The 18,338-nt window shown below is 68.9% G+C and carries 16 protein-coding genes; 7 read left to right on the top strand and 9 right to left on the bottom strand.

The annotated features are described in order from the left end of the window. Positions 1-373: 373 nt before the first annotated feature. Positions 374-664, top strand: a complete 291-nt coding sequence (locus JNK30_RS15095; protein ID WP_293483349.1) for a hypothetical protein — start codon at positions 374-376, stop codon at positions 662-664. Between the two features lie 3 nt (positions 665-667). Here the strand turns inward: JNK30_RS15095 and JNK30_RS15090 are convergent, their stop codons facing one another. Then, on the bottom strand, positions 668-1,723 hold the full coding sequence (locus tag JNK30_RS15090) for an alpha/beta hydrolase (RefSeq protein WP_293483347.1): 1,056 nt from the start codon (positions 1,721-1,723) through the stop codon (positions 668-670). 149 nt (positions 1,724-1,872) lie between these two features. Between JNK30_RS15090 and JNK30_RS15085 the strand changes: the two genes are divergently transcribed. After that, positions 1,873-2,151 carry an XrtV sorting system accessory protein gene (locus tag JNK30_RS15085; RefSeq protein WP_293483345.1) on the top strand — a complete coding sequence of 93 codons (279 nt, stop codon included), beginning with the start codon at positions 1,873-1,875 and terminating at the stop codon, positions 2,149-2,151. Between the two features lie 419 nt (positions 2,152-2,570). Further along, entirely contained in the window at positions 2,571-4,205 is a 1,635-nt protein-coding gene (locus tag JNK30_RS15080) for a right-handed parallel beta-helix repeat-containing protein (protein ID WP_293483351.1), read from the top strand. Positions 4,206-4,235: 30 nt separating this feature from the next. Here JNK30_RS15080 and JNK30_RS15075 read toward each other — a convergent pair whose 3' ends face one another. Together JNK30_RS15075 and JNK30_RS15070 are read right to left on the bottom strand one after the other, a co-directional pair. Beyond that, positions 4,236-6,821 carry an AMP-binding protein gene (locus JNK30_RS15075; RefSeq protein WP_293483343.1) on the bottom strand — a complete coding sequence of 862 codons (2,586 nt, stop codon included), beginning with the start codon at positions 6,819-6,821 and terminating at the stop codon, positions 4,236-4,238. Between the two features lie 88 nt (positions 6,822-6,909). Beyond that, positions 6,910-7,629, bottom strand: coding sequence for a methyltransferase domain-containing protein (locus JNK30_RS15070; RefSeq protein WP_293483341.1), 720 nt, complete (start codon positions 7,627-7,629; stop codon positions 6,910-6,912). A gap of 140 nt (positions 7,630-7,769) precedes the next feature. Here JNK30_RS15070 and JNK30_RS15065 point away from each other — a divergent pair, with 140 nt between their 5' ends. Next, positions 7,770-9,236 carry a hypothetical protein gene (locus tag JNK30_RS15065; protein ID WP_293483340.1) on the top strand — a complete coding sequence of 489 codons (1,467 nt, stop codon included), beginning with the start codon at positions 7,770-7,772 and terminating at the stop codon, positions 9,234-9,236. On the opposite strand, the gene JNK30_RS15060 is transcribed toward JNK30_RS15065, so the two are convergent. The 5 genes from JNK30_RS15060 to JNK30_RS15040 form a co-directional block, all read right to left on the bottom strand. Continuing rightward, the gene (locus tag JNK30_RS15060) at positions 9,233-9,823 is read right to left on the bottom strand and encodes an acyloxyacyl hydrolase (protein ID WP_293483339.1); all 591 of its coding nucleotides are present in this window, start codon (positions 9,821-9,823) and stop codon (positions 9,233-9,235) included. The genes JNK30_RS15065 and JNK30_RS15060 overlap by 4 nt on opposite strands. Before the next feature lie 33 nt (positions 9,824-9,856). Then, positions 9,857-11,332 (bottom strand): exopolysaccharide biosynthesis polyprenyl glycosylphosphotransferase, encoded by a 1,476-nt coding sequence (locus tag JNK30_RS15055; RefSeq protein WP_293483338.1) that lies wholly within the window; start codon positions 11,330-11,332, stop codon positions 9,857-9,859. A gap of 66 nt (positions 11,333-11,398) precedes the next feature. After that, entirely contained in the window at positions 11,399-12,106 is a 708-nt protein-coding gene (locus JNK30_RS15050) for a sugar transferase (RefSeq protein ID WP_293483337.1), read from the bottom strand. Continuing rightward, a complete protein-coding gene (locus tag JNK30_RS15045; RefSeq protein ID WP_293483336.1) occupies positions 12,099-12,329 on the bottom strand; it encodes a hypothetical protein in 231 nt (76 codons plus the stop codon). The genes JNK30_RS15050 and JNK30_RS15045 overlap by 8 nt, the downstream gene beginning before the upstream one ends. A gap of 151 nt (positions 12,330-12,480) precedes the next feature. After that, positions 12,481-13,161, bottom strand: coding sequence for an exopolysaccharide biosynthesis polyprenyl glycosylphosphotransferase (locus tag JNK30_RS15040; RefSeq protein ID WP_293483335.1), 681 nt, complete (start codon positions 13,159-13,161; stop codon positions 12,481-12,483). Positions 13,162-13,310: 149 nt separating this feature from the next. Here JNK30_RS15040 and JNK30_RS15035 point away from each other — a divergent pair, with 149 nt between their 5' ends. The 3 genes from JNK30_RS15035 to JNK30_RS15025 all read left to right on the top strand — a co-directional run bounded on the left by JNK30_RS15035 (position 13,311) and on the right by JNK30_RS15025 (position 17,213). Next, a complete protein-coding gene (locus JNK30_RS15035; protein WP_293483334.1) occupies positions 13,311-13,466 on the top strand; it encodes a hypothetical protein in 156 nt (51 codons plus the stop codon). A gap of 197 nt (positions 13,467-13,663) precedes the next feature. Continuing rightward, complete coding sequence (locus JNK30_RS15030; RefSeq protein ID WP_293483332.1) at positions 13,664-15,913, top strand: AGE family epimerase/isomerase; 2,250 nt, start codon at positions 13,664-13,666, stop codon at positions 15,911-15,913. A 10-nt stretch (positions 15,914-15,923) separates the two neighbouring features. After that, a complete protein-coding gene (locus tag JNK30_RS15025; protein ID WP_293483330.1) occupies positions 15,924-17,213 on the top strand; it encodes a nucleotide sugar dehydrogenase in 1,290 nt (429 codons plus the stop codon). Here the strand turns inward: JNK30_RS15025 and JNK30_RS15020 are convergent. Then, complete coding sequence (locus JNK30_RS15020; protein WP_293483328.1) at positions 17,210-18,076, bottom strand: 2OG-Fe(II) oxygenase; 867 nt, start codon at positions 18,074-18,076, stop codon at positions 17,210-17,212. The genes JNK30_RS15025 and JNK30_RS15020 overlap by 4 nt on opposite strands. Positions 18,077-18,338: the final 262 nt, after the last annotated feature.

The following is an 18,338-nucleotide window of genomic DNA, read 5'->3' as shown; positions in this document are numbered from 1 at the left end:
CGTGCGGCCCAAAGCCTGTGTGCGCCGTCGGCCACGATGACGTCGCTCCCGGCCATCTCGATGCGGCGGCGCTGGACACTCGCCGGCGGAAGGTCCGGCGAAGGACGGACAACGCCATAGCGCACCGGCGAAGGCTCCCCTGACGGACGCTCCGCGGTTCAAGTCCGCCACTGCCGTCCTTTGCAGATTCCGAATATGTGCGCGGTATGTGACAGTTCTGTGAAACCTCGATGCCGCTGTCATGAAAGACGAGGTCGGCTGATGATAAGTCGAACCGCCCTAAAGTGTCGAAAAACTGTTGCATAGACGCGATATACGTTGTCGTTTGTCTCCGAAGAGCGGCTCGCGAGCCGCCAAGTCCGGAGGAACGCCCATGCGCGCCATGCTCTGCGCCGCCGTCTTTTCGGCCATGATCGCCGGTCCCGCCCTCGCGCAGCCCGCCCCGGCGCAGGCCGGCGAACCCGGCGCGAAGCCGTCCAGGACCGTCTACGTCTGCGACAAGTCGGCCGCCACGCGCCGCGGCTTCGAGCGGGAGTTCGGCGTCGCCGCGCAGTTCGTCAAAGCCGATCAGGCTGCGGCTACGGGCGGGTCGTGGGCTGCGCCGAAGTGCATCACGGCCGCCGAGGCCCGCAAGCTCAAGCGGGAGCTCGCCAGCGCGAAGTAGCCGTCAGCGCGGCTGCTCCGACGCGGGGTCGTTCCCCAGGGTTGAGGTCTCGCTCAGCGGCAGCGGCTCGGGCGGCGTCCCGGCGCGCACAGCCCGCACCATGGTCTGGATGGTCTCGATGACCACCTCGGGACGCTCGTTCATGACCAGGTGCGACGACAGCACGGTGCGCTGCGATCCGCCGCGCGAACCCAGCGCTAGGCGCACGTGCTGCAGCTCCCACATCGAAACGGGCTTCTCGAAGCCGACCTGCTGTGCGGCCGCCGCTGTCTCCGAGGCGGTGAGGACGTACATCGGGATCTCGTCCAGCAGGCCGCCCATCCGGTTCACGGCCTCGGATGTCCGTCCGAAGATCGCGTCGAGCTCGGAGAGCTGGCCGAGCCACGTGGCGGGATTGCGCGCGATCTCGCGCGTCCGCACATCGGCGCGCGCCGGCGCACAACCCTCCCAATCCGGCGCGGCCTCGGGGGGCTGAGGTTGCGCCTCGGCCGCCGCCAGGCAACGCCGCAGCCGCCGGCGGATCCCGTCGAGGCCGTCGCGTCCGGGCGGGGCGCGGCCCTCCACCGTCGGATCGACCAGCACGAACCCCCGCACCTCTCCGGGCCGGCGGCCGGCGAAGAGGCGGCCGTACAGCCCGCCGGCCGAGTGACCGGCCACCACGAACGGCCCTTCGATCCCGGCGCGCTCCAGGGCCGCGTCGAGATCGCGCGCGATGGCGGCGCCGTCGCGGGGGAGGGGGCCCGGATCGCTGAAGCCATAGCCGGCGCGATCGTAGGCGCAGACGCGCGTCGTGCGGCTCAACTGCGGCTGCACGCGCGCCCAGGCCGCCGAGCTTGCGCCGAAGCCGGATTCGAGGATCACCGTCGGCGAGCCGCGGCCGGCGCAGCGCAGGTTGATGCGGCGTCCGTCCTCCAGTTCGACCAGTCGGCCGGGCCGCCCAAAGGCGCCGGTCGCCGCGTCCACCGCCGGGGCGGAGCCGCAGCCGGCGAGGAAGGCGGCGACGGCCGCCAGCAGCAGCGCGCCGCTCAGCCGGCTGCGTTTCGTACCCGCACAGGTCATCGCCGGGCGTTAGATCAGGAAATCGCCGTGGCGGCACGGGTCTTGCTCAGGTGCAGCGTCCGTTTGACCGAAACGGACGGCTCGGGGACGATTGCGCCCGCCGGGCTTCCTGATACGTAAGAGCGCTACACGGAACACGGAGCAACCTGGTGGAAACCGTCTACGATTGGATCACCGTGGCGATCTTCGGCGGCCTCGTTGTCCTGTTCCTGCACCGCTCGGTGCAGCCGGGCGAGCCGCAGGATCACATCCTACAGTACCTGCCCCCATCCCTCGGCTGCATGGCCGCCAACTGGGTCGGCAACCCTGAACCCAGCGGCATGGGCAACGGCCTGCTGTCGTTCCTCATCGTGGCGGCCGTGCTGATCTACATCCTGATCGTGCTCAAGCCGTTCGGCTTCGACTTCAAGTTCCCCGGCAAGCGCTGAGCCGCGCGCGGGCGTTGACGTCGTGAAATCGCGGCGGCCGTCGGGTCGCCTCGAACCCTTGCCCTGAAAGTCGTCGCAGGCCGCCTGTCGCGGCGCCGCCCCGGCGTATGGACGCGACGGGCGCCGTGGCGTGCCGGAGATGGCGGTGTTGCCGCTCGGCGGCCGCGGCATGCGCCACCGTCTCGCCATTAAGTATTGGCTCAACATAGTCATAAATGTGGCGCTAAATTGTCAGCCTACATTTCGGCTAGACTTGGCGTGCGCAATCGTCGCACCCTCTAGATCGATCCGAACAATCATCGTAACGACTCCGCAATTTCAACGACGTCCTCTCTAGGGGCGCGTTACGACGGATTTCGTCTGTCCGTAGTGTGCGCGGACAACTACAACCGTAATTGTGGAGAGTATTCGTGGCGGACATGCTCGTGGCAAACTCGTCTCAGCTCAGCGCCGTGCTGGCGTCCGCCAAGGGGGGCGACGTCATCAGGCTGGCGCCGGGGAACTACGGCGATGTCAGTATCGCGGGAATGACCTTCGCTACGGACGTGACGATCACGTCCGCCGATCCGGCGCGTGAGGCCGTTCTTCGTTCGTTGACCGTCGCGGGGTCGTCCGGGCTCAGCTTCAGCAACCTGACAGTGAACTTCACGCCCAACGCCGCCACCACCACCTATTCCTCCGCCGTCAAAATCAGCGCGTCGAGCGACATCAGTTTCTCGGGGGGGACGATCAAGGGCGGCGGCGCAGTGACCGGGGTGCCGAGGACCGCCGCGGACACCGACTCGACGGGGAACGTGCTCGGCCTTCCAACTGCCCGGGCCGTCTCGATCGAGCGGTCGAGCGATGTCCGCATCGACGGCAACGACATCTCGAGCTTCTTCAAGGGCGTCGTGCTCTACAAGGTCTCGGGCGTCGCGATCCGGGGCAACCACATCGAGGACATGCGCACCGGCATGGTCACGGGCGCCGAGGTCAGCCGCATGGTCGTCGACGGGAACACGCTCTCGTCGTCGCACCCTTGGAACTGGGGCAAGGGCGATCACGCCGACTTCATCCACTTCTGGACAAACAAGTCCCAGGGCGCCGCCAGCACCGACATCCGGATCACCAACAACCACATCGAACAGGGCGACGGGATCGCGATCCTTGGCATCTACCTCGACGACAACGGCAACAACGTCGGCTTCCGGGGTGTGGAGGTGTCGGGGAACGTTCTCCTGAACGGCAACTCGATCGGCGTGCGCCTCGAGAACACCTCCGCGTCGACCATCCGCGGCAACGTCTTCCTGCAGACGCCCGGAGAGGACAACAAGCCGCCCGGCATCTACCTGACCGACAAGACCCACCACGTGACGGTCGTGGACAACATCCTGGGCTTCATCACCGATGTGCAGAACACCAATGCGGGTCACATCGGGAGCAACACGATCGCCCAGCCCGTCGATGCGTCCCTGCCGGGCTACTACGACAGTGTCGTCCTGGAAACCGTCGCAGACCTCACGGGCAGCGCGGCCGTGAACTACGTCCTGGGCGCCCTCGGCGACGGGGAGCCTGTGGTGGCGACGGACGTGACCGCAGACCAGAAGCTGGCGGCCAAGAGCAACGCCGACACCCCGCTGCGGGGGGGGCTCGGAAACGACACGCTGGTCGGCCTCGGCGGCAACGACACGCTCAATGCCGGCGAGGGCAACGACCTTCTGACGGGCCGCGGCGGGAACGACCATCTCATCGGGGGCGGGGGAGCCGACCGCTTCGTCTTCGCCGGCAGCTATATCGGCAGGGGCGGCACGGATCTGATCGCGGACTTTTCGCGCGCCGACGGCGACCGCATCAACGTGCACTCGATCGATGCCAACAGCCTGATCGCCGGCGACCACGACTTCAGGTTCCTCGGCGCCGGCGCCTTCACGCGCAACCCCGGCGAACTGCGGTACGAGGCGGTTTCGAAGACGGAAGTGCGGGTGATGGGCGATCTCAACGGCGATGGCGTCGCCGATTTCGCCATCCGCGTCGTGGGCGTCGGCACGATGACGGCGAGCGATTTCATCCTCTGACGGAACGACGGCGGCCGTGGCCGGCGCGTCTCAGGACGCGGCGGCCCGGCGACGGCTGGCGAACTCGGCGAACCGGTCGGCGGCCCACCAGGTCGCGAGCCCCAAGGCCACCGCTGCAATGAGGTTCACCCCCAGGTTCTTCACGCCCAGCTTCCAGTAGAGCAGCCAGAGCGGCGCGACGTGTGTGAGGTAGATGTAGAAGCTGGCTGCGGCCACGGCGCCGACGAGGCCGTGCAGGATCGAAGGGACCGGGATGCGTCGCATCCACAGCATCCCGACCGCACTGGCCGAAAGCCACACGGCGTGGGCGTAGCTCGAGGGCTGGGGGTAGGGCTGCCACAGCCCGGGCACGCCCACCACGGAGAGCACGGCAAGCGCCAGCAGCACGCCCGTCATGAGCGTGCGGCGAGCCCGTGTCACGGCTTCGTTGACACACCAGCCGACGGCGATGAGAAGAAGCGTCGAGTCCGGCGTGCGGTTGACGAGGTGATCGTGCTGGAAGATGGCGAAGGCGGCGCATTTCAACACCGTTGCAGCCACCAGGAACGCCAGTCCCGCTCTCCACGGATCGGCTGCGATGGCGCGTCGGACCGGGGGCAGCAAGGTGATCGCCGAGACGATCACGAGGGACTGGATGATCGCTTCGAGGAACCAGAACGGCTCGAGGAGTGAACTGAAGCGCCCGAAGAAATTGCTGACGAGGAGCAGGGACGGAACATCGAAGTCCTGCTTGGCGGCGAGGTAGAGCACCAGGAGCAGGTAGTAGGGCAGGATGATCCGACGCGCGAACGAGAGCGTGAACTCGAAGGCGCGGCCCTCCCTAAGGCGGGCTTTCTGGTAGCGGGCCAGGTTGTAGCCGGCGAGGATGAGCAGGACCTCGGCCCCGCCGCCGACCACCAGGTCCGACGCATGATTCACGACCACCGCCAGGATGGCGAGCATCCGCAGGACCACTTCGGTTTCCAGCGTGCGCAGGCTCCACCAGCGGCGAGGCTCCGAGAGAGGCTGCAAAGCCGTCAGGTCCCGCAGACTGAGCTGCTCCCAATCCTCCGGCAGGAAGCCGAGGATCCTCTCGAGGTCCAGCGACATGGAAACGTAGTTGAGCGAGTCCCCGCCCAGGCTGACGAAGCTGTCGTCGGCCTTGATGGTCTTGCCGGGAAACGCATGCGCGAAGGCGGCGTCGATGGGGTTGGCTGACGAGGGGGCCTCCACCGGGGCGCCAGACGCGCGCGCGCGGGACTGGCGCAGGATGGACTGGTAGTCGACCTTTCCGGACGGGAGCGTCGGGAGTTCGCTCCAGGTGGCCACGTGGAACACGCTGGCCGGGATCTTGTAGTCCGTGGACAGCTGACGCCCGACAACCGCAGGGTCACCGTCCTCGGTCAGCGCCACGTAGATCAACTCGTCGTCGCTGACGACGACGCCCCGCACGCCCAGCTGGCCGAGCCGCGCCTCGACCTCGTCGAGGCTGATCCTCAGCCCGAAGATCTTCGCGAAACGGCTCTTGCGCCCCGTGATCCGATAGAGCCCGTCCGCGGACCTGACGGCCAGATCGCCCGTATGGAGCTCATCCAGGTCCCGACCCCGCGCGAGATCGTCGGCGGCCGTCGCATAGCCCATCATGACGTTTGGGCCGCGGTACACCAGCTCCCCGGCTTCCTCGACGCCGTCCAAGGCGCCGCCGTCCTCGTCGATCAGGCGGAACTCGCCCCCCGGGATCGGCCGGCCGATAGCCTCGGGGCGATCGAGGACGACGTCGGGCGGCAGGTATGCCATCCGGGCGGTCGCCTCCGTCTGCCCGTACATGACGAAGAATTGGACGCCGCGCCCTTTCGCCCACTCCGCCATCCGCCGCACGAGTTCGGGCGGCAGGCGCCCGCCCGCCTGGGTCAGCGTCCTGATCGTGGCCGGGGCTCTATCCCGGAAGTGCACGCGTTCGAGGAGCTCATAGGTGTAGGGCACGCCGGCCAGTGATGTGGCGCCCTGGCCTTCGACGAAGCTCCAGAACGCGGGTTCGACCACAGACTTGTCGGTGAGCAGGACGGTCGCGCCCGCCAGCAGGTGAGAATTGATGACGGAGAGGCCGTAGCTGTAGTGGAACGGCAGCGAGGTGACGGCTCTGTCGTCCGCGGTGATGCCGAGGTACTCCACGATGGACCGGGCATTGGCCTCAACCGCATCTCCGCTCAGGCGAACGAGCTTCGTCGCCCCGGTGGTGCCGGAGGTCGAGAGCAGGACGGCCAGCTCGGGGTGCAGCTCGGGACCTGCGGCGTCGGTCAGGGTCAGGCGCCACTCGGCGCCGACCAGGGCGTAGCGCGCATCCGGCCGGAAGGCCTCGACCAGCCGCGAGTGATCTCCTCCGGCCGCCGTCAGGATCACCGGATGTCCGGCCCGCAGCGCGCCCAGGTATGCGGCCAGGGGCTCGAGGGCGTTGGCGGCTTCGATCAGGAGCAGGCGGCGCTGGGCGCCCAGCCGTGCGGCGAACGCGTCCGCGAGGCCGGCGAGCTCGGCGTACGTCACCGTACGGCCGGCGTCCGTGACGACGGCCGCCGTCGATCCGAAACTCTCGAGGTCACGCGCGAAGGCGCAGCCGGGCTTGCCTGCGGCTGTGCTCACAGCTGCGGCCCGGACCGCTCCCGGGAACGTCGCAGCGTCTCCCCGGTTCGCCTGGCCGACCCGGCCGACACAAGGTAGGCCAGTTTCCTCATGCGCGACGGATGGCGATCTGCGACTTGGTGAGCCCCAGGACGCGCTCCGAGACGTGCTGCGCATCCGGGAACAGCAAGCGGAACTGCCGCCGGTCGATGAGCTGAGTGCCGTCCAGGACGCCGAAGGCGGCGTCGAGGGACTTCGCCTTGCCGGAGTAGGTCACGGGGAACGTCGTCATCACTCGAGCGGCCAGCGGGCGCGGCATCCAGTGGATCATGGGCGCCCGGTAGAAGTGCGGCTCGATGGGGAACCAGTAGTACGGGGTCTGCACGTAGTAGCTGCGGCCGACGCGTCGCGTCTCGCTCGCGAACTGCTTCATGCGGCTCCAGTTGCCCACGTGCTCGATCACCGAGTTCGAGTGCACCAGGTCGAAGCCGCCGTCAGGGTAGGCCGAGAGGTCGCAGGCGTCGCCGACCACCGCCTCGAACAGGGTGGCGTCGGCGCCTTCCGCCTTCAGCTCGAAGGCCGTCACGTTCATCACGACGACTCGGGCGTCGACGTCGCGCAGGAAGTCCAGGCCCACGCGCCGCCAGTACTCGACCGATCCCCCTACATCCAGGATGCGCAGCGGTTTGCCGCCGCCCGCTATGCCGCCGATGAGTTCGCGCAGCCGCAGGTCCCGCTTTTGCCGGAAGCGGCTGGACAGGGACGTCGGATCTGCCGTGTCGGCGAGCCGCAGACGGGTCTTGTGATTGGCGGCCGGCGCGTCGTTCATCAATTCGATCCGAACTGTGTAATAGGAGGCCCTTCATCAGAACGCCGCCAAGCCAGGATTGACGGTCGAACTGTGACGGAGTCTAGAGCGCCGCCGAGCCGAACAGGAATCAGCGGCCGATATTTTAGGTGAGGACGTAAATGATCGCCTACCCTGAGAGCTTCGACCGGCAATTCACGGTCGCTCGGTGCGGGGTGGTGACCCCTCCGGCGGGAAGCCAGACGGCGGTGCTGAACGACCTCGAGGTCGTCACGATCGGGCGGATCCCGCTCCGGCGGGTCTACGCGGCGGACGGCGCGCTGCTCGGCGGCTTCCTGGGTTTCCCCGTGGACTATCGCCGGGGCGCGGTGATCCAGGAGGACATCCGGCTGGACGCCCCGGCGCCCAGCGCTGCGCAACTGGACGCATTCGTCGAGGATTTCGTCTTCGGCCACTCGGGCAGTTTCCTCTTCATCCTCGACCAGCCGACGGCGCGCCGGGTCTACCTGGACGCGGATGGGTCGCTTTCCGCCGTCTATGACGCGGAACGCAAGGTCTGTGCCGCGACGGCGGGCCTGTTGCTGGACCGCGAGGCGTACGACGCTCGGTTCCGGCGCGAGCTCCACGAGTTCCTGAATGTGCGCGCCGACGGCTGGTTTCCGGCCGGCCTGACGGCGCACGTCGGGATCTCGCGGCTGATGTGCAATCACTACCTGGACCTGGACGAAGGCCGTACGCACCGTCACTGGCCCACCGGCCAGATCGCCATCACCGACGATCCCGATGCGGCTATCCGGCGGATCAACGCCTCCATCGTCGACACGGTCCGCGCGCTTCACGCGGGCGGTAGGCTGACGACGACGCTCACGGCCGGCAACGAGACGCGAATGATCCTGGCGGCCTGTCGCGAGATCAAGGATCAGCTGAACTTCTACACGGTCGACAGCGTCGAGACGCGGCTCGACGCCAAGCGCGCGCAGGAACTCGCCAAGCGCTTCGGACTCAATCACCGCCTGCTGCCCATCCGCTACGCCACGCCCGAGCAGGCGGAACAATGGCATGCGCGCGCCGGCCACAGCATCGGCGGTCCGAACATGCTGAGCTTCCCGACCGTCGAGGCGCTGGCGTCGTTCGACTTCGTTTCCGGAGGACTCGGGGGGGAGATCGGGCGCGCCTTCTTCTGGCGGCCCACCGACACCGAGGCGAGCCAGCACTCCGCGCACGACATCGCCGTCCGTTTCGGGATGCCCATCAGCCCCGAAGTCGTCTCGGCGGTGGAGCAATGGATGGCGACGGTCCCGCCCGTGGACGGCTATCTGATGATGGACCTTGCGTACCTTGAGCTTCGCATGAGCTGCTGGGCCTTCGCGCAGGCGTACGCCACGCCGGACAACTATGCGATCCACCCCATGATCTCCCGCGAGGCGTTCGCCGCCATGCTGTCGCTGCCGCCCGACTGGCGGCGCACCAACCGAATGATCATCCGGGGCATCGAGCTGGCCTGGCCCGAGCTGCTTAGCCTGCCGATCAACCGCTACGGGGACTATCGCGACGTCCTGAGGCCGCTCGGCCGCGCGATGCGGAACCCCAACCTCGTGATCAAGAAGCTGCGCAAGCGCTTCGGCTAGCGGTCGAGGCCGTAGCGATAGAGCACGCGCAGTCCGACGTCGCCGACGCCGGGGTTGTAGCGCCCGGCGAGGCGGCCGTGGCTCAGGTGAATCCAGGAGAGTTCGAGCGAGAGCCGCCGCGTGGCCTTGTAGCCGATGGAGAGTTCGGGCTCGAAGAGCACGCGTGAGCCCAGGTCGAGCTTCGTCTGGAAGTCGTTCAGACGCTTCAGGCGCTCCGCAGGGCTGATGCCCGGCTCGTCCGGGGAAGGGAACGCCACCCGGCCGTCGTGGATCGCCAGACCGAGGCCGGGCTGGACGTAAAGGCGCTTCGTCAGGTCGAACCGCCAGGCGAGGCCGCTGGCGACGTAGTTGACGCCGCCCGAGGTGTTGAGCCCCGCCAGCAGGTGCACGCGCGGCCGGCCGAGGAACGCCAGTTCGTCGAGGGCCGTCGTCCGCACGCCGCCGACGATCTGCGCCCCGTCCTCGAACTTGCCGTAGGAAATGCCGTCGTCGATGTCGTGAGCGTAGACGCCGACGAAGGCCTCGCCGGCGGTGGCGGGACCGGCAAAGAGGATGGCGGCCACGAAGGGGACGGCGAGGCGTGACATGCCGTCCCTTCTAGCGGAGCCGCCGCGCCGTTGTCAGCGTACGGCTCCGCTGTCGCCGAGGAGGCAGGGCGCGGTGCGCAGGATGATGGCGACGTCGAGCCAGAAGGAGCGGCGCTCGACATACTCGAGGTCGAGGGCGACGCGGCGGCGGACATCCTCGGGCGTGTCGACCGGACCCCGGCTGCCGTTGACCGCGGCCCAGCCGGTGAGGCCCGGCTTGATCCGGTGCCGGTGGGCATAGGTCTCGACGAGCTTCGAGGCCTCGGCGCCGCCGCTGAGCATCCCGATGGCGTGGGGCCTGGGGCCCACGATCGACATCTCGCCGGTGATGATGTTGAAGATCTGCGGCAGTTCGTCGAGGCTCGTCTTGCGGATGAACCGGCCCACGCGCGTGACGCGGTCGTCGTCGGCGGTCACCTGGCGGGCCGCCTTGTGGTCGGTCGCCTCGACCCGCATCGAGCGGAACTTCCAGACCAGGAACTCCTCGTTCATGTAGCCGTGGCGGCGCTGGCGGAAGAAGACGGGGCCGGGGCTGTCGAGCTTGATGGCGACCGCCACGGCCAGCATCAGCGGGGCGAGGGCGATCAGGCCCATCACCGAGAGCGTCAGGTCCAGGACGCGCTTGGCGGCGAGGTAGCCGGACTTCTCCGGAGTCCCCGAGATGTGCGCGAGGTCGAAGTCGGCGACGCGACCGACAGCCTGGGCCTCGGTTTCGTCGTCGGCGTCGTCGAGGAGGAGCGAGATCGGGTTCGGGATCGGCGCCAGCCGCTCGAGCAGTTCGGCGATGCGCCCGCTGGCCTTGGGCGGCACGGTGATCACGATGCGGTCGACGAAAGGCAGGATGCGGTGGTCGATCAGGTCGGCGGTCTTGCCGAGCACGGGGACGCCCGCCACTTCCGGGCCGACCCGGTCGCGGCGGTCGTCGAAGATGCCGAGGATGTTGACGTCACGGGTCCTGAGCGCGCGCCGGATCAGGCGTTGCGCGGCCGACGTGCCCCCTACGATGATGAGGTTCGGGGTGATGTGCCCCTTCCTGCGCAGCGTGCGGACGACGGCTCGCCAGGCGATGTGGCTCACGCACAGCGCGGTCGCGGCCGCGGCCACCCAGATGGTGCAGGCGATCATCGGGAAGGCCGGGTCGAAGGCCGCGTAGAGGGCCCCCGCGCCGCCGCCCGCCGCGGCGGCCGCCAGCAGCAGGCGGCCGAAACGGCGGCGCGCGCGCTCGCGCGCGTTCATCGAATAGGCGCCGGTGGCGACGAGCAGGAAGAGCGCCAGCATCGGCGCGCCCAGCCACATCACCTCGGGAAGCCGGGTCAGGAGCGTCGCGACGCTCGACGCCGCCATCAGAGCCGCGACGTCGCCGGCCTGGAACAGGCGCGCCAGGCCCGCGCCGGAAATGCGCGACCGCACGCTGTGCAGCTGCGCCGGACGCAGCGGGCCACGCCGATGGACAGGCGCGGCGTCCTGAGTTTCAGGAACGGCGCGGAAGGCGCCGGTATCGTCGGCCATTCTGGCCTCCCCAACCGTCTCGGGCGCGACCCTAGCCGGGGGCTCTGAGCGATCGGTTAACCGGGATCAGTAGGCGCGTTCGTCGCCGAAGATCAGCGGCAGGGTCCGCCACACGATCTTCATGTCGAGCGCGAAGGACCAGGTATCGATGTACTCGTTGTCGCTCTGGACCCGGTCGATGATCGCCTGCGGGTCGCGGACCTCGCCACGGAAACCGCAGACCGCGGCATAGCCGGTCAGGCCCGGGCGCGCGCGGAAACGCTGGTCGTAGCCGGGCACCGTCTTGCTCCAGGCCTCGTCGTGGGCGACCGCGTGCGGCCTCGGGCCGATCAGCGACATGTCGCCCTTCAGGACGTTCAGCAACTGGGGCAGCTCGTCGAGGCTGAACTTGCGCAGGATCGACCCGAGCGCCGTGACCCTGGCGTCCTGTCGGGTCGCCTGCCGTACGACGTCGCCGTCCTCGGCCACGGTCATGGTGCGGAACTTGTAGACCGTGAAGATCACGCCGTTCAGGCCCGTGCGGCGCTGCCGGAAGAGCGCCGGACCAGGCGTCTCGACGCGGACGAGAACAGCGATCGTGAGCAGGAGGGGCAGGAAGACGAGCAGCGCGCCCAGCGCCATCACGATGTCGAAGGCGCGCTTGCGCCGGCTGGTGGCGACCTTGGCCTTCACCGGAACGGCCTGCGGGAGTGGCGCGACGGCGGCCCGGGGCGGGCTGGCAGGCGTCCACTTGGCCGGCTCGGCATGACCATGAAACTCCGCCAGCTTATTCATAGCAGGCTCGGCGGTCAGGCTTGCCGAGTCCGCGGAGGAACGCCTCCATGGCTTCCGGGCTCCAGAGCCGGACGCTGAGGCGGGGGCCCCGGGAGCCGATCTCGGTGGAGATCCGGGCATCGCCGTCGACCTCGCCCTCGTGCGCGTTGAGAAAGCCGTAGAAGGCGGCGCGAATGCGCTCGGCGTCTTCCTCGGCTCCGAACCGCGTTTCAATTCCGGACATCTTCCCCGCCGTCCCGTCGACCACGCCGGGAACCGAGCAAGAGCCGCGCCACGGCCCCGTCCTTCCCGGGCGGTCGCTCTATATTCGGACGATGCGACCGTTCGGTTGCATGCGGCGTTGATCAATCGTCAACCATGGCGCCGAAGCGGCGTCAGTACGCCTGGGGATCGCGGAAAATGATGACCGCCGTCTTGGCGAGGATCGCGAAGTCCAGGCCCAGCGACCAGCTGTCGATGTAGAGGTTGTCGGCGGCGATCCGGTCGCGCATGCAGTCGATGTCCCGGATCTCGCCACGGAGCCCATTGACCTGCGCGAGGCCGGTAAGGCCGGGCTTCGCGCGGAACCTGTCGCGGTATGTCGGGATGTGCTCGGCGTAGTGCTCGTCGTGGGCGAGAGCATGCGGCCGAGGGCCGACGATCGACATGTCGCCCTTCAGGACGTTCAGGAACTGGGGCAGCTCGTCCAGGCTGAGCTTCCGCAGCACCGCGCCCACCGCGGTCACGCGCGAGTCGCCGCGAGTGGCCTGGCGCACGTTGGCGCAATCCTCGGCCACCGTCATGGTCCGGAACTTGTAGATCGTGAAGACGCGCCCGCCGCGGCCGGTCCGCCGCTGCTTGAAGATCACCGGACCGCCGGACTCGATGCGCACGAGCAGGGCGATGGTGAGCAGGAGCGGCAGGAACGCCAGGAGGGCGAGGGCGGCGCCGGCGATGTCGATGCAGCGCTTCGCCACGCTGGAGGCCGCGGAGACCTCGACGTCGCGACCACGCGCCGCGGTCGGCCGGTCTGTCGCCGCGCCTTCCTCTGTCGTTCGTGCGAGGACGTCCGTCATCGCCTTGAGCACTCACTCCTCTGCCGGCGTCCTGGGCCGCCGCGCCCTTATGGTTGCCGTCCCGTTAGCTCTTTCCCCAAACGACTTGTTCACGCTCGTCGGGCTTAACTCGTCCGAGCCCGAAAAGCGGGCGGAGTCGGAGTAGAAAGATGCCGTCCGACGTGTCTGTCGAGTTGATGACGCCCGCCGCGGTGGAAACCCCGGCCCGCCGCATCCCCGTCGGTGTCGGCCTGACGCTGGGCGCGATCGCGTCGCTCGCTCTGTGGACCTGCATCGGCCTCGGCCTGCGCGCACTGGTGGCCTGAGCGCACCTCCCTCCACGGCGCGGCGGACCGCGCCTGCTCGAATTCCGGCCGTCTTTTACATGCGGGCCCTCTGAGGGGCAATCGAGGGCGAACTCCACGCCGTCGCGCGAGGCCGTTCCCGTTTCGGCGCACACGCGCTAGGTGAAGCGCCTGTCAGGCCCGCGCGGGAGACCCCCATAGCTTCGCCCGTCTATCCGTTGATCCTCTGCGGCGGGGTCGGCGAGCGGCTCTGGCCCTTGTCGCGGCCCGGGCGGCCAAAGCCGTTCCTCCCGCTTCTGGGGACTCGCTCGACCTTCCAGGCGGCGCTCCTGCGCGCCCGGGCGCTGGCCGGCGGCCAGATCATCGTCTCAGCGGCGGCGCGGGACGAGGCCCTCGTGCGTGAGCAGCTCGCGGCGGTCGACATGGACGCGCTCATCATCCTGGAGCCGGAGAGCCGCGACACCGCGCCGGCGATCGCCGCGGCGGCCGCCTGGACCGCCCAAGAGGATCCGGACGCCGTGCTGGTGGTGCTCCCCGCCGATCATCACATCCCGGACACGGACGCCTTTCGGGACGCCGTCGAGGTGGCCGTCGTCGCCGCGCGTGGCGGGGCGATCGTCACCCTGGGGCTGCGGCCGGATCGCCCCTCGACGGCGCTCGGATACATCCGGCCGGCGCAGGGAAGGGAGCCTGTGCGGCCGATCGCCGAGTTCCTGGAAAAGCCTGACGCGGCGCGTGCGGCGGCCCTGGTCGCGGAGGGCGCGCTCTGGAACGGCGGCGTCTTCGTCGCCCGGGCGCAGGTGCTGCAGGACGAGATCGCGCGCCATGCGGCGGAGGTGGCGAGCGCGGTCGAGGCTGCGTTGCGGGAAGTCCAGACCGAGGCGGGTGCGGTCCGGCTCGGGGCGAGCTACGGTCGGGCGCCCCGGATCGCTTTCGACCGCGCCGTCATGGAACGCACCGACCGGGGGGCGGTGCTGCCGGTTGAATGGGCCTGGTCGGACTTGGGCGCTTGGGATGCGGTGCTTGCCGCATCCGAGCAGGATGTGCACGGCAACAGCCTCACGTCGGGCGTGCAGGCGCCCGGCGCGTCGCAGGTTCTGGTGCGGGCAGCAGACGGGGTGGACGTCCGGGTCGTCGGCGCGAGGCGGCTGGTCGTCGTGGCGGAACCGGACGCCGTGCTCGTGTGCGGGCTGGAGGCCGCCCAGGACGTCCGGGAGGCTCGGGCGGCCACGGCTCTCGCATCGGTGCGCGCGGCGCCGGGCGTCGAGGTCGCCGTCGTCGGCGCGAACGTCGCGGTGGTGGCCGCGTCGCAGGCCGTGCTGGTGCGCGCGCCCGAGCCCGTGCTTCGGCCGCGCCGCACGCCCTTCGGGAGTTTCGAAGAGGCGGCCGAATGGTTCGGCGTCTGGCTGGACGCCGCAGCCCTGCCGCTGTGGGCGACGCAGGGCGTCGATGCCGCCACGGGGGGCTTTCGCGAAGCCCTGACCTGGGACGGGTCGGTTCACGATGTCAGGAGACGTGCGCGCGTTCAGGCGCGCCAGGCCTTCGTGTTCGCAAGCGCCGACGCGGACGGGATCACAGGCCCCTGGAGCATGCTGGCGCGGGACGGCTTCGGCTGGTTCCGCCGTCAGGGAAGGCGGGCGGACGGCCTGTATGCGACCGCCTTCTCCGTGGAAGGTCAGGTGACCGACCCTGAGCCGCGGCTCTATGAGCACGCGTTCGTGCTGTTGGCGCTCTGCGCGCTCAGCCGGAGTGACGGCGACGCAGCGGGAGAGGCGGCCTCGATCGCGGAACGCCTCAGGACGCAGTTCCAGCACCCCGAAGGCGGCTATCGAGAGGCTGGGCCGCAACCGTTCCAGGCCAACGCCCACATGCACCTGCTGGAGGCGGCGCTGGCGTGGGACTCCGCAGGGGCTCCGGGTTGGGCTCGGGCGCTGGCCGACGAGGTGGCGACGCTTTCCCTGCGGCGGTTCATCGATCCCGCGACCGGGGCGGTTCGAGAGTTCTTCGACGCCGGATGGAGCGCCGTGGACGGCGAAGCCGGCCTCATCGAGCCTGGGCACCAGTTCGAGTGGGCATGGCTGCTGCACCAATGGTCGAACGCGCGGGGGGACGCGGACGCGGCGGATGCCGCGCGGCGCCTCTTCGCCGCCGGGCGCAAGGGTTGGGACGCAGGGCGAGGGGTCGTCCAGAACGCCGTCTGGCCGGACCTGTCGGTGCGGGACGGCGGCGCCAGGCTGTGGGCGCAGACCGAGCACCTGAAGGCGGCCGTGCTGCTCGGCGAGCAGGGGGCGGCGTTGGAGGCCGCGAACGGCCTGCTTGCCTTCCTCGACACGCCTCAGCCGGGGTGCTGGCGCGAGCGGATGGCCGCGGACGGCGCGTTCCTCGAAGAGCCCTCGCCGGCCACGTCGCTTTACCACCTCTACGGCGCCATCCGTGAGCTCAGGCGCGCGGCGGCCAAACCATGGTAAGCCCGCGCCGATGGTGATGAACCCCTTCACACGGACGCCGGCCCGCATCGCGGTCATCGGCCTCGGCTATGTGGGCCTGCCGCTCGCCGTGGCGTTCGCCGCCGACCACGACGTGGTGGGCTTCGACCTCAGCGAGACCCGGATCGCCGAACTCGCCGCCGGCCAGGACCGGACGATGGAAGTGCGGGCCGAAGAGCTGGCCGCCGCCCGTCGGCTGAGCTTCTCGAGCGACCCCGAGGCGCTCTTGGGCGCCAACGTCTTCATCGTGACGGTGCCGACGCCCATCGACGGCCACAAGCGCCCTGACCTGAGCGCCCTCATGGCCGCCAGCCGCACCGTGGGAAGCGCCATCCGCCAAGGCGGGGTGGTGATCTACGAGTCCACCGTCTACCCCGGAGCCACCGAGGACGACTGCGTGCCGGTGGTGGCGGAGGTTTCCGGTCTCGGGTTCAACCGTGATTTCTTCGCCGGCTACAGCCCGGAGCGCGCCAACCCAGGTGATCCCCACCACCGGCTGGCCGACATCGTGAAGGTGACGGCGGGATCGACGCCGGCCGCCGCCGAGTTCGTCGATGCGCTCTATGCCTCGATCGTTCGGGCCGGCACCCATCGCGTGAGCTCCATCCGGGTGGCCGAGGCGGCGAAGGTCATCGAGAACACCCAGCGCGACCTGAACATCGCGCTCGTGAACGAGTTCGCCCTGATCTTCGGCCGGCTTGGGATCGACACCCAGGAAGTCCTGGGCGCGGCGGGCACCAAGTGGAACTTCCTGAACTTCAGGCCGGGCCTCGTGGGGGGGCACTGCATCGGGGTGGATCCCTACTACCTGACCCACAAGGCCGAGGCCGTCGGCTACCACCCGGAAGTGATCCTCGCCGGACGGCGGATCAACGACGGCATGGGCGGCCACGTGGCGCGGGAGCTGGTCAAGGAGATGATCCGCCGGGGCGTGCTGGTGAAAGGGGCCCGCGTGCTGGTGATGGGGCTGGCGTTCAAGGAAAACACGCCCGACCTGCGCAACACGCGCGTGATCGACATCGTGCGCGAGCTCGAGGACTACGGCGTCCGGGTCGATGTCTGGGACCCCTGGATCAGCCACGATGCGGCCCGCCACGAGTACGGGCTGGAGATGGTCTCCGAGCCGATGAGGGCGGCGTATGACGGCGTGGTGCTGGCCGTGGCGCACCGAGAGTTCGCCGCCCTCGGAGCCGAGGCGATTCGCGCCCTTGGCCGGCCCGACGCCGTGGTCTTCGACGTCAAGGCCGTGTTGCCGAAGGACGCCGCGGACCTGCGGCTCTAGTCCTGCCTGCCTCTACTCCGCTTGATCGCCCGGTAGAGCCGGGGCGGCAGAAGATCGGCGATCAGTTCGCTGCGCGCCACCTTCCAGTCGGTCTTGTCCTCCGTGCCGGGGCGAACCTTGAACTGGGTCGTGTGATCGCGTTTCGCAGCGCTCCAGGTGGAGGTGTAGTAGTAGAGCGCGATCGACCGGCGGCTGAGACCCTGAGGGTGGTTCACCGGCTCGGGGTTGCCGTGCCAGCTCTCGGACGTCGTGTTGAAGATGACGCAACGGTTGAATTCCGGCGCCAGCTTGTGTGCGCACGAACTCATGCCGTCGTTCCAGAGCTCGAGCGAGCCGCCGTATTCCAGCTTCCAGTCCTTGTTGAGGTAGATCAGGACGTTGATCCGCCGCTCCAGGTTCATCGGCTTGTGGTGGTTGAAGTCGGCGTGCACCCCCAGGTGGCCGCCGGTCTGGATCTCGTGGAACCCGGCGCCGAGGAAGTACGGGTCCGGAATCAGACCCTTGATGCCCGTAATGTTCTGCAGGACCTGGATGAATGGTCGTGAGTTGAAGCTGTAGAACAACGTCCGCAGCCACGGGTTCATCTCGTCCGGGTTGAACTGCGACTTGTAGCGTTCCTGGTCCCGATCGAAGGTGTTCGCCTCTGAGCGGAGGTTCGACGGAAACTCGTCGAGGCACCGCTGCAGCACCTCCGGCGGAAGGAACCCATCGATGCAGATGTGGGGGAACGGCTTGGCGGCCATGTAGCCGGCGTTCAGCTCCAGGCCCTTCTTGCGGTCGATGTCGGCAGGGACGAACCCCGTGGCGGGATCCATCTCGTGCAGGTACGGCGTCGTCGCCACCACCTTCTCAGCCGCCAGCATTGCGCTCCCCGATACTCCAGCCATGATCTTCCAACCTACCCGATCTCTACGCGCGAGACCTTGAGCTGGATCAACCCAACTCCGGGTTAACGCCAATAGCAGGTCCCTGATGGCGGCCGAAGCTGAGCCTTGAAGAAATCCCTTCGACGGCCGCCTGCAGCCCCCGGGCCTGCAGGAAGCGTGCCGCCAGGCGCCTCGGCGCGCACCGTCGAGCTTGAGCCCGGCCCGGAGTCGCGCGACGGTCCCCGCCCATGGATCGCAG

This window comes from Phenylobacterium sp., from assembly GCF_016793225.1.
GTDB lineage: Bacteria > Pseudomonadota > Alphaproteobacteria > Caulobacterales > Caulobacteraceae > Phenylobacterium.
Note: the sequence above shows the minus strand (reverse complement) of the source record. Positions and strands in the feature narration are given on the sequence as shown.

Coding starts and splice junctions, on each gene's coding strand:
- JNK30_RS15055 (WP_293483338.1), bottom strand. CDS start 11,332: ATGGCCGACGATACCGGCGCCTTCCGCGCCGTTCCTGAAACTCAGGAC.
- JNK30_RS15080 (WP_293483351.1), top strand. CDS start 2,571: ATGCTCGTGGCAAACTCGTCTCAGCTCAGCGCCGTGCTGGCGTCCGCC.
- JNK30_RS15045 (WP_293483336.1), bottom strand. CDS start 12,329: ATGTCCGGAATTGAAACGCGGTTCGGAGCCGAGGAAGACGCCGAGCGC.
- JNK30_RS15035 (WP_293483334.1), top strand. CDS start 13,311: ATGCCGTCCGACGTGTCTGTCGAGTTGATGACGCCCGCCGCGGTGGAA.
- JNK30_RS15050 (WP_293483337.1), bottom strand. CDS start 12,106: ATGAATAAGCTGGCGGAGTTTCATGGTCATGCCGAGCCGGCCAAGTGG.
- JNK30_RS15095 (WP_293483349.1), top strand. CDS start 374: ATGCGCGCCATGCTCTGCGCCGCCGTCTTTTCGGCCATGATCGCCGGT.
- JNK30_RS15065 (WP_293483340.1), top strand. CDS start 7,770: ATGATCGCCTACCCTGAGAGCTTCGACCGGCAATTCACGGTCGCTCGG.
- JNK30_RS15020 (WP_293483328.1), bottom strand. CDS start 18,076: ATGCTGGCGGCTGAGAAGGTGGTGGCGACGACGCCGTACCTGCACGAG.
- JNK30_RS15025 (WP_293483330.1), top strand. CDS start 15,924: ATGGTGATGAACCCCTTCACACGGACGCCGGCCCGCATCGCGGTCATC.
- JNK30_RS15040 (WP_293483335.1), bottom strand. CDS start 13,161: ATGACGGACGTCCTCGCACGAACGACAGAGGAAGGCGCGGCGACAGAC.
- JNK30_RS15090 (WP_293483347.1), bottom strand. CDS start 1,723: ATGACCTGTGCGGGTACGAAACGCAGCCGGCTGAGCGGCGCGCTGCTG.
- JNK30_RS15070 (WP_293483341.1), bottom strand. CDS start 7,629: ATGAACGACGCGCCGGCCGCCAATCACAAGACCCGTCTGCGGCTCGCC.
- JNK30_RS15060 (WP_293483339.1), bottom strand. CDS start 9,823: ATGTCACGCCTCGCCGTCCCCTTCGTGGCCGCCATCCTCTTTGCCGGT.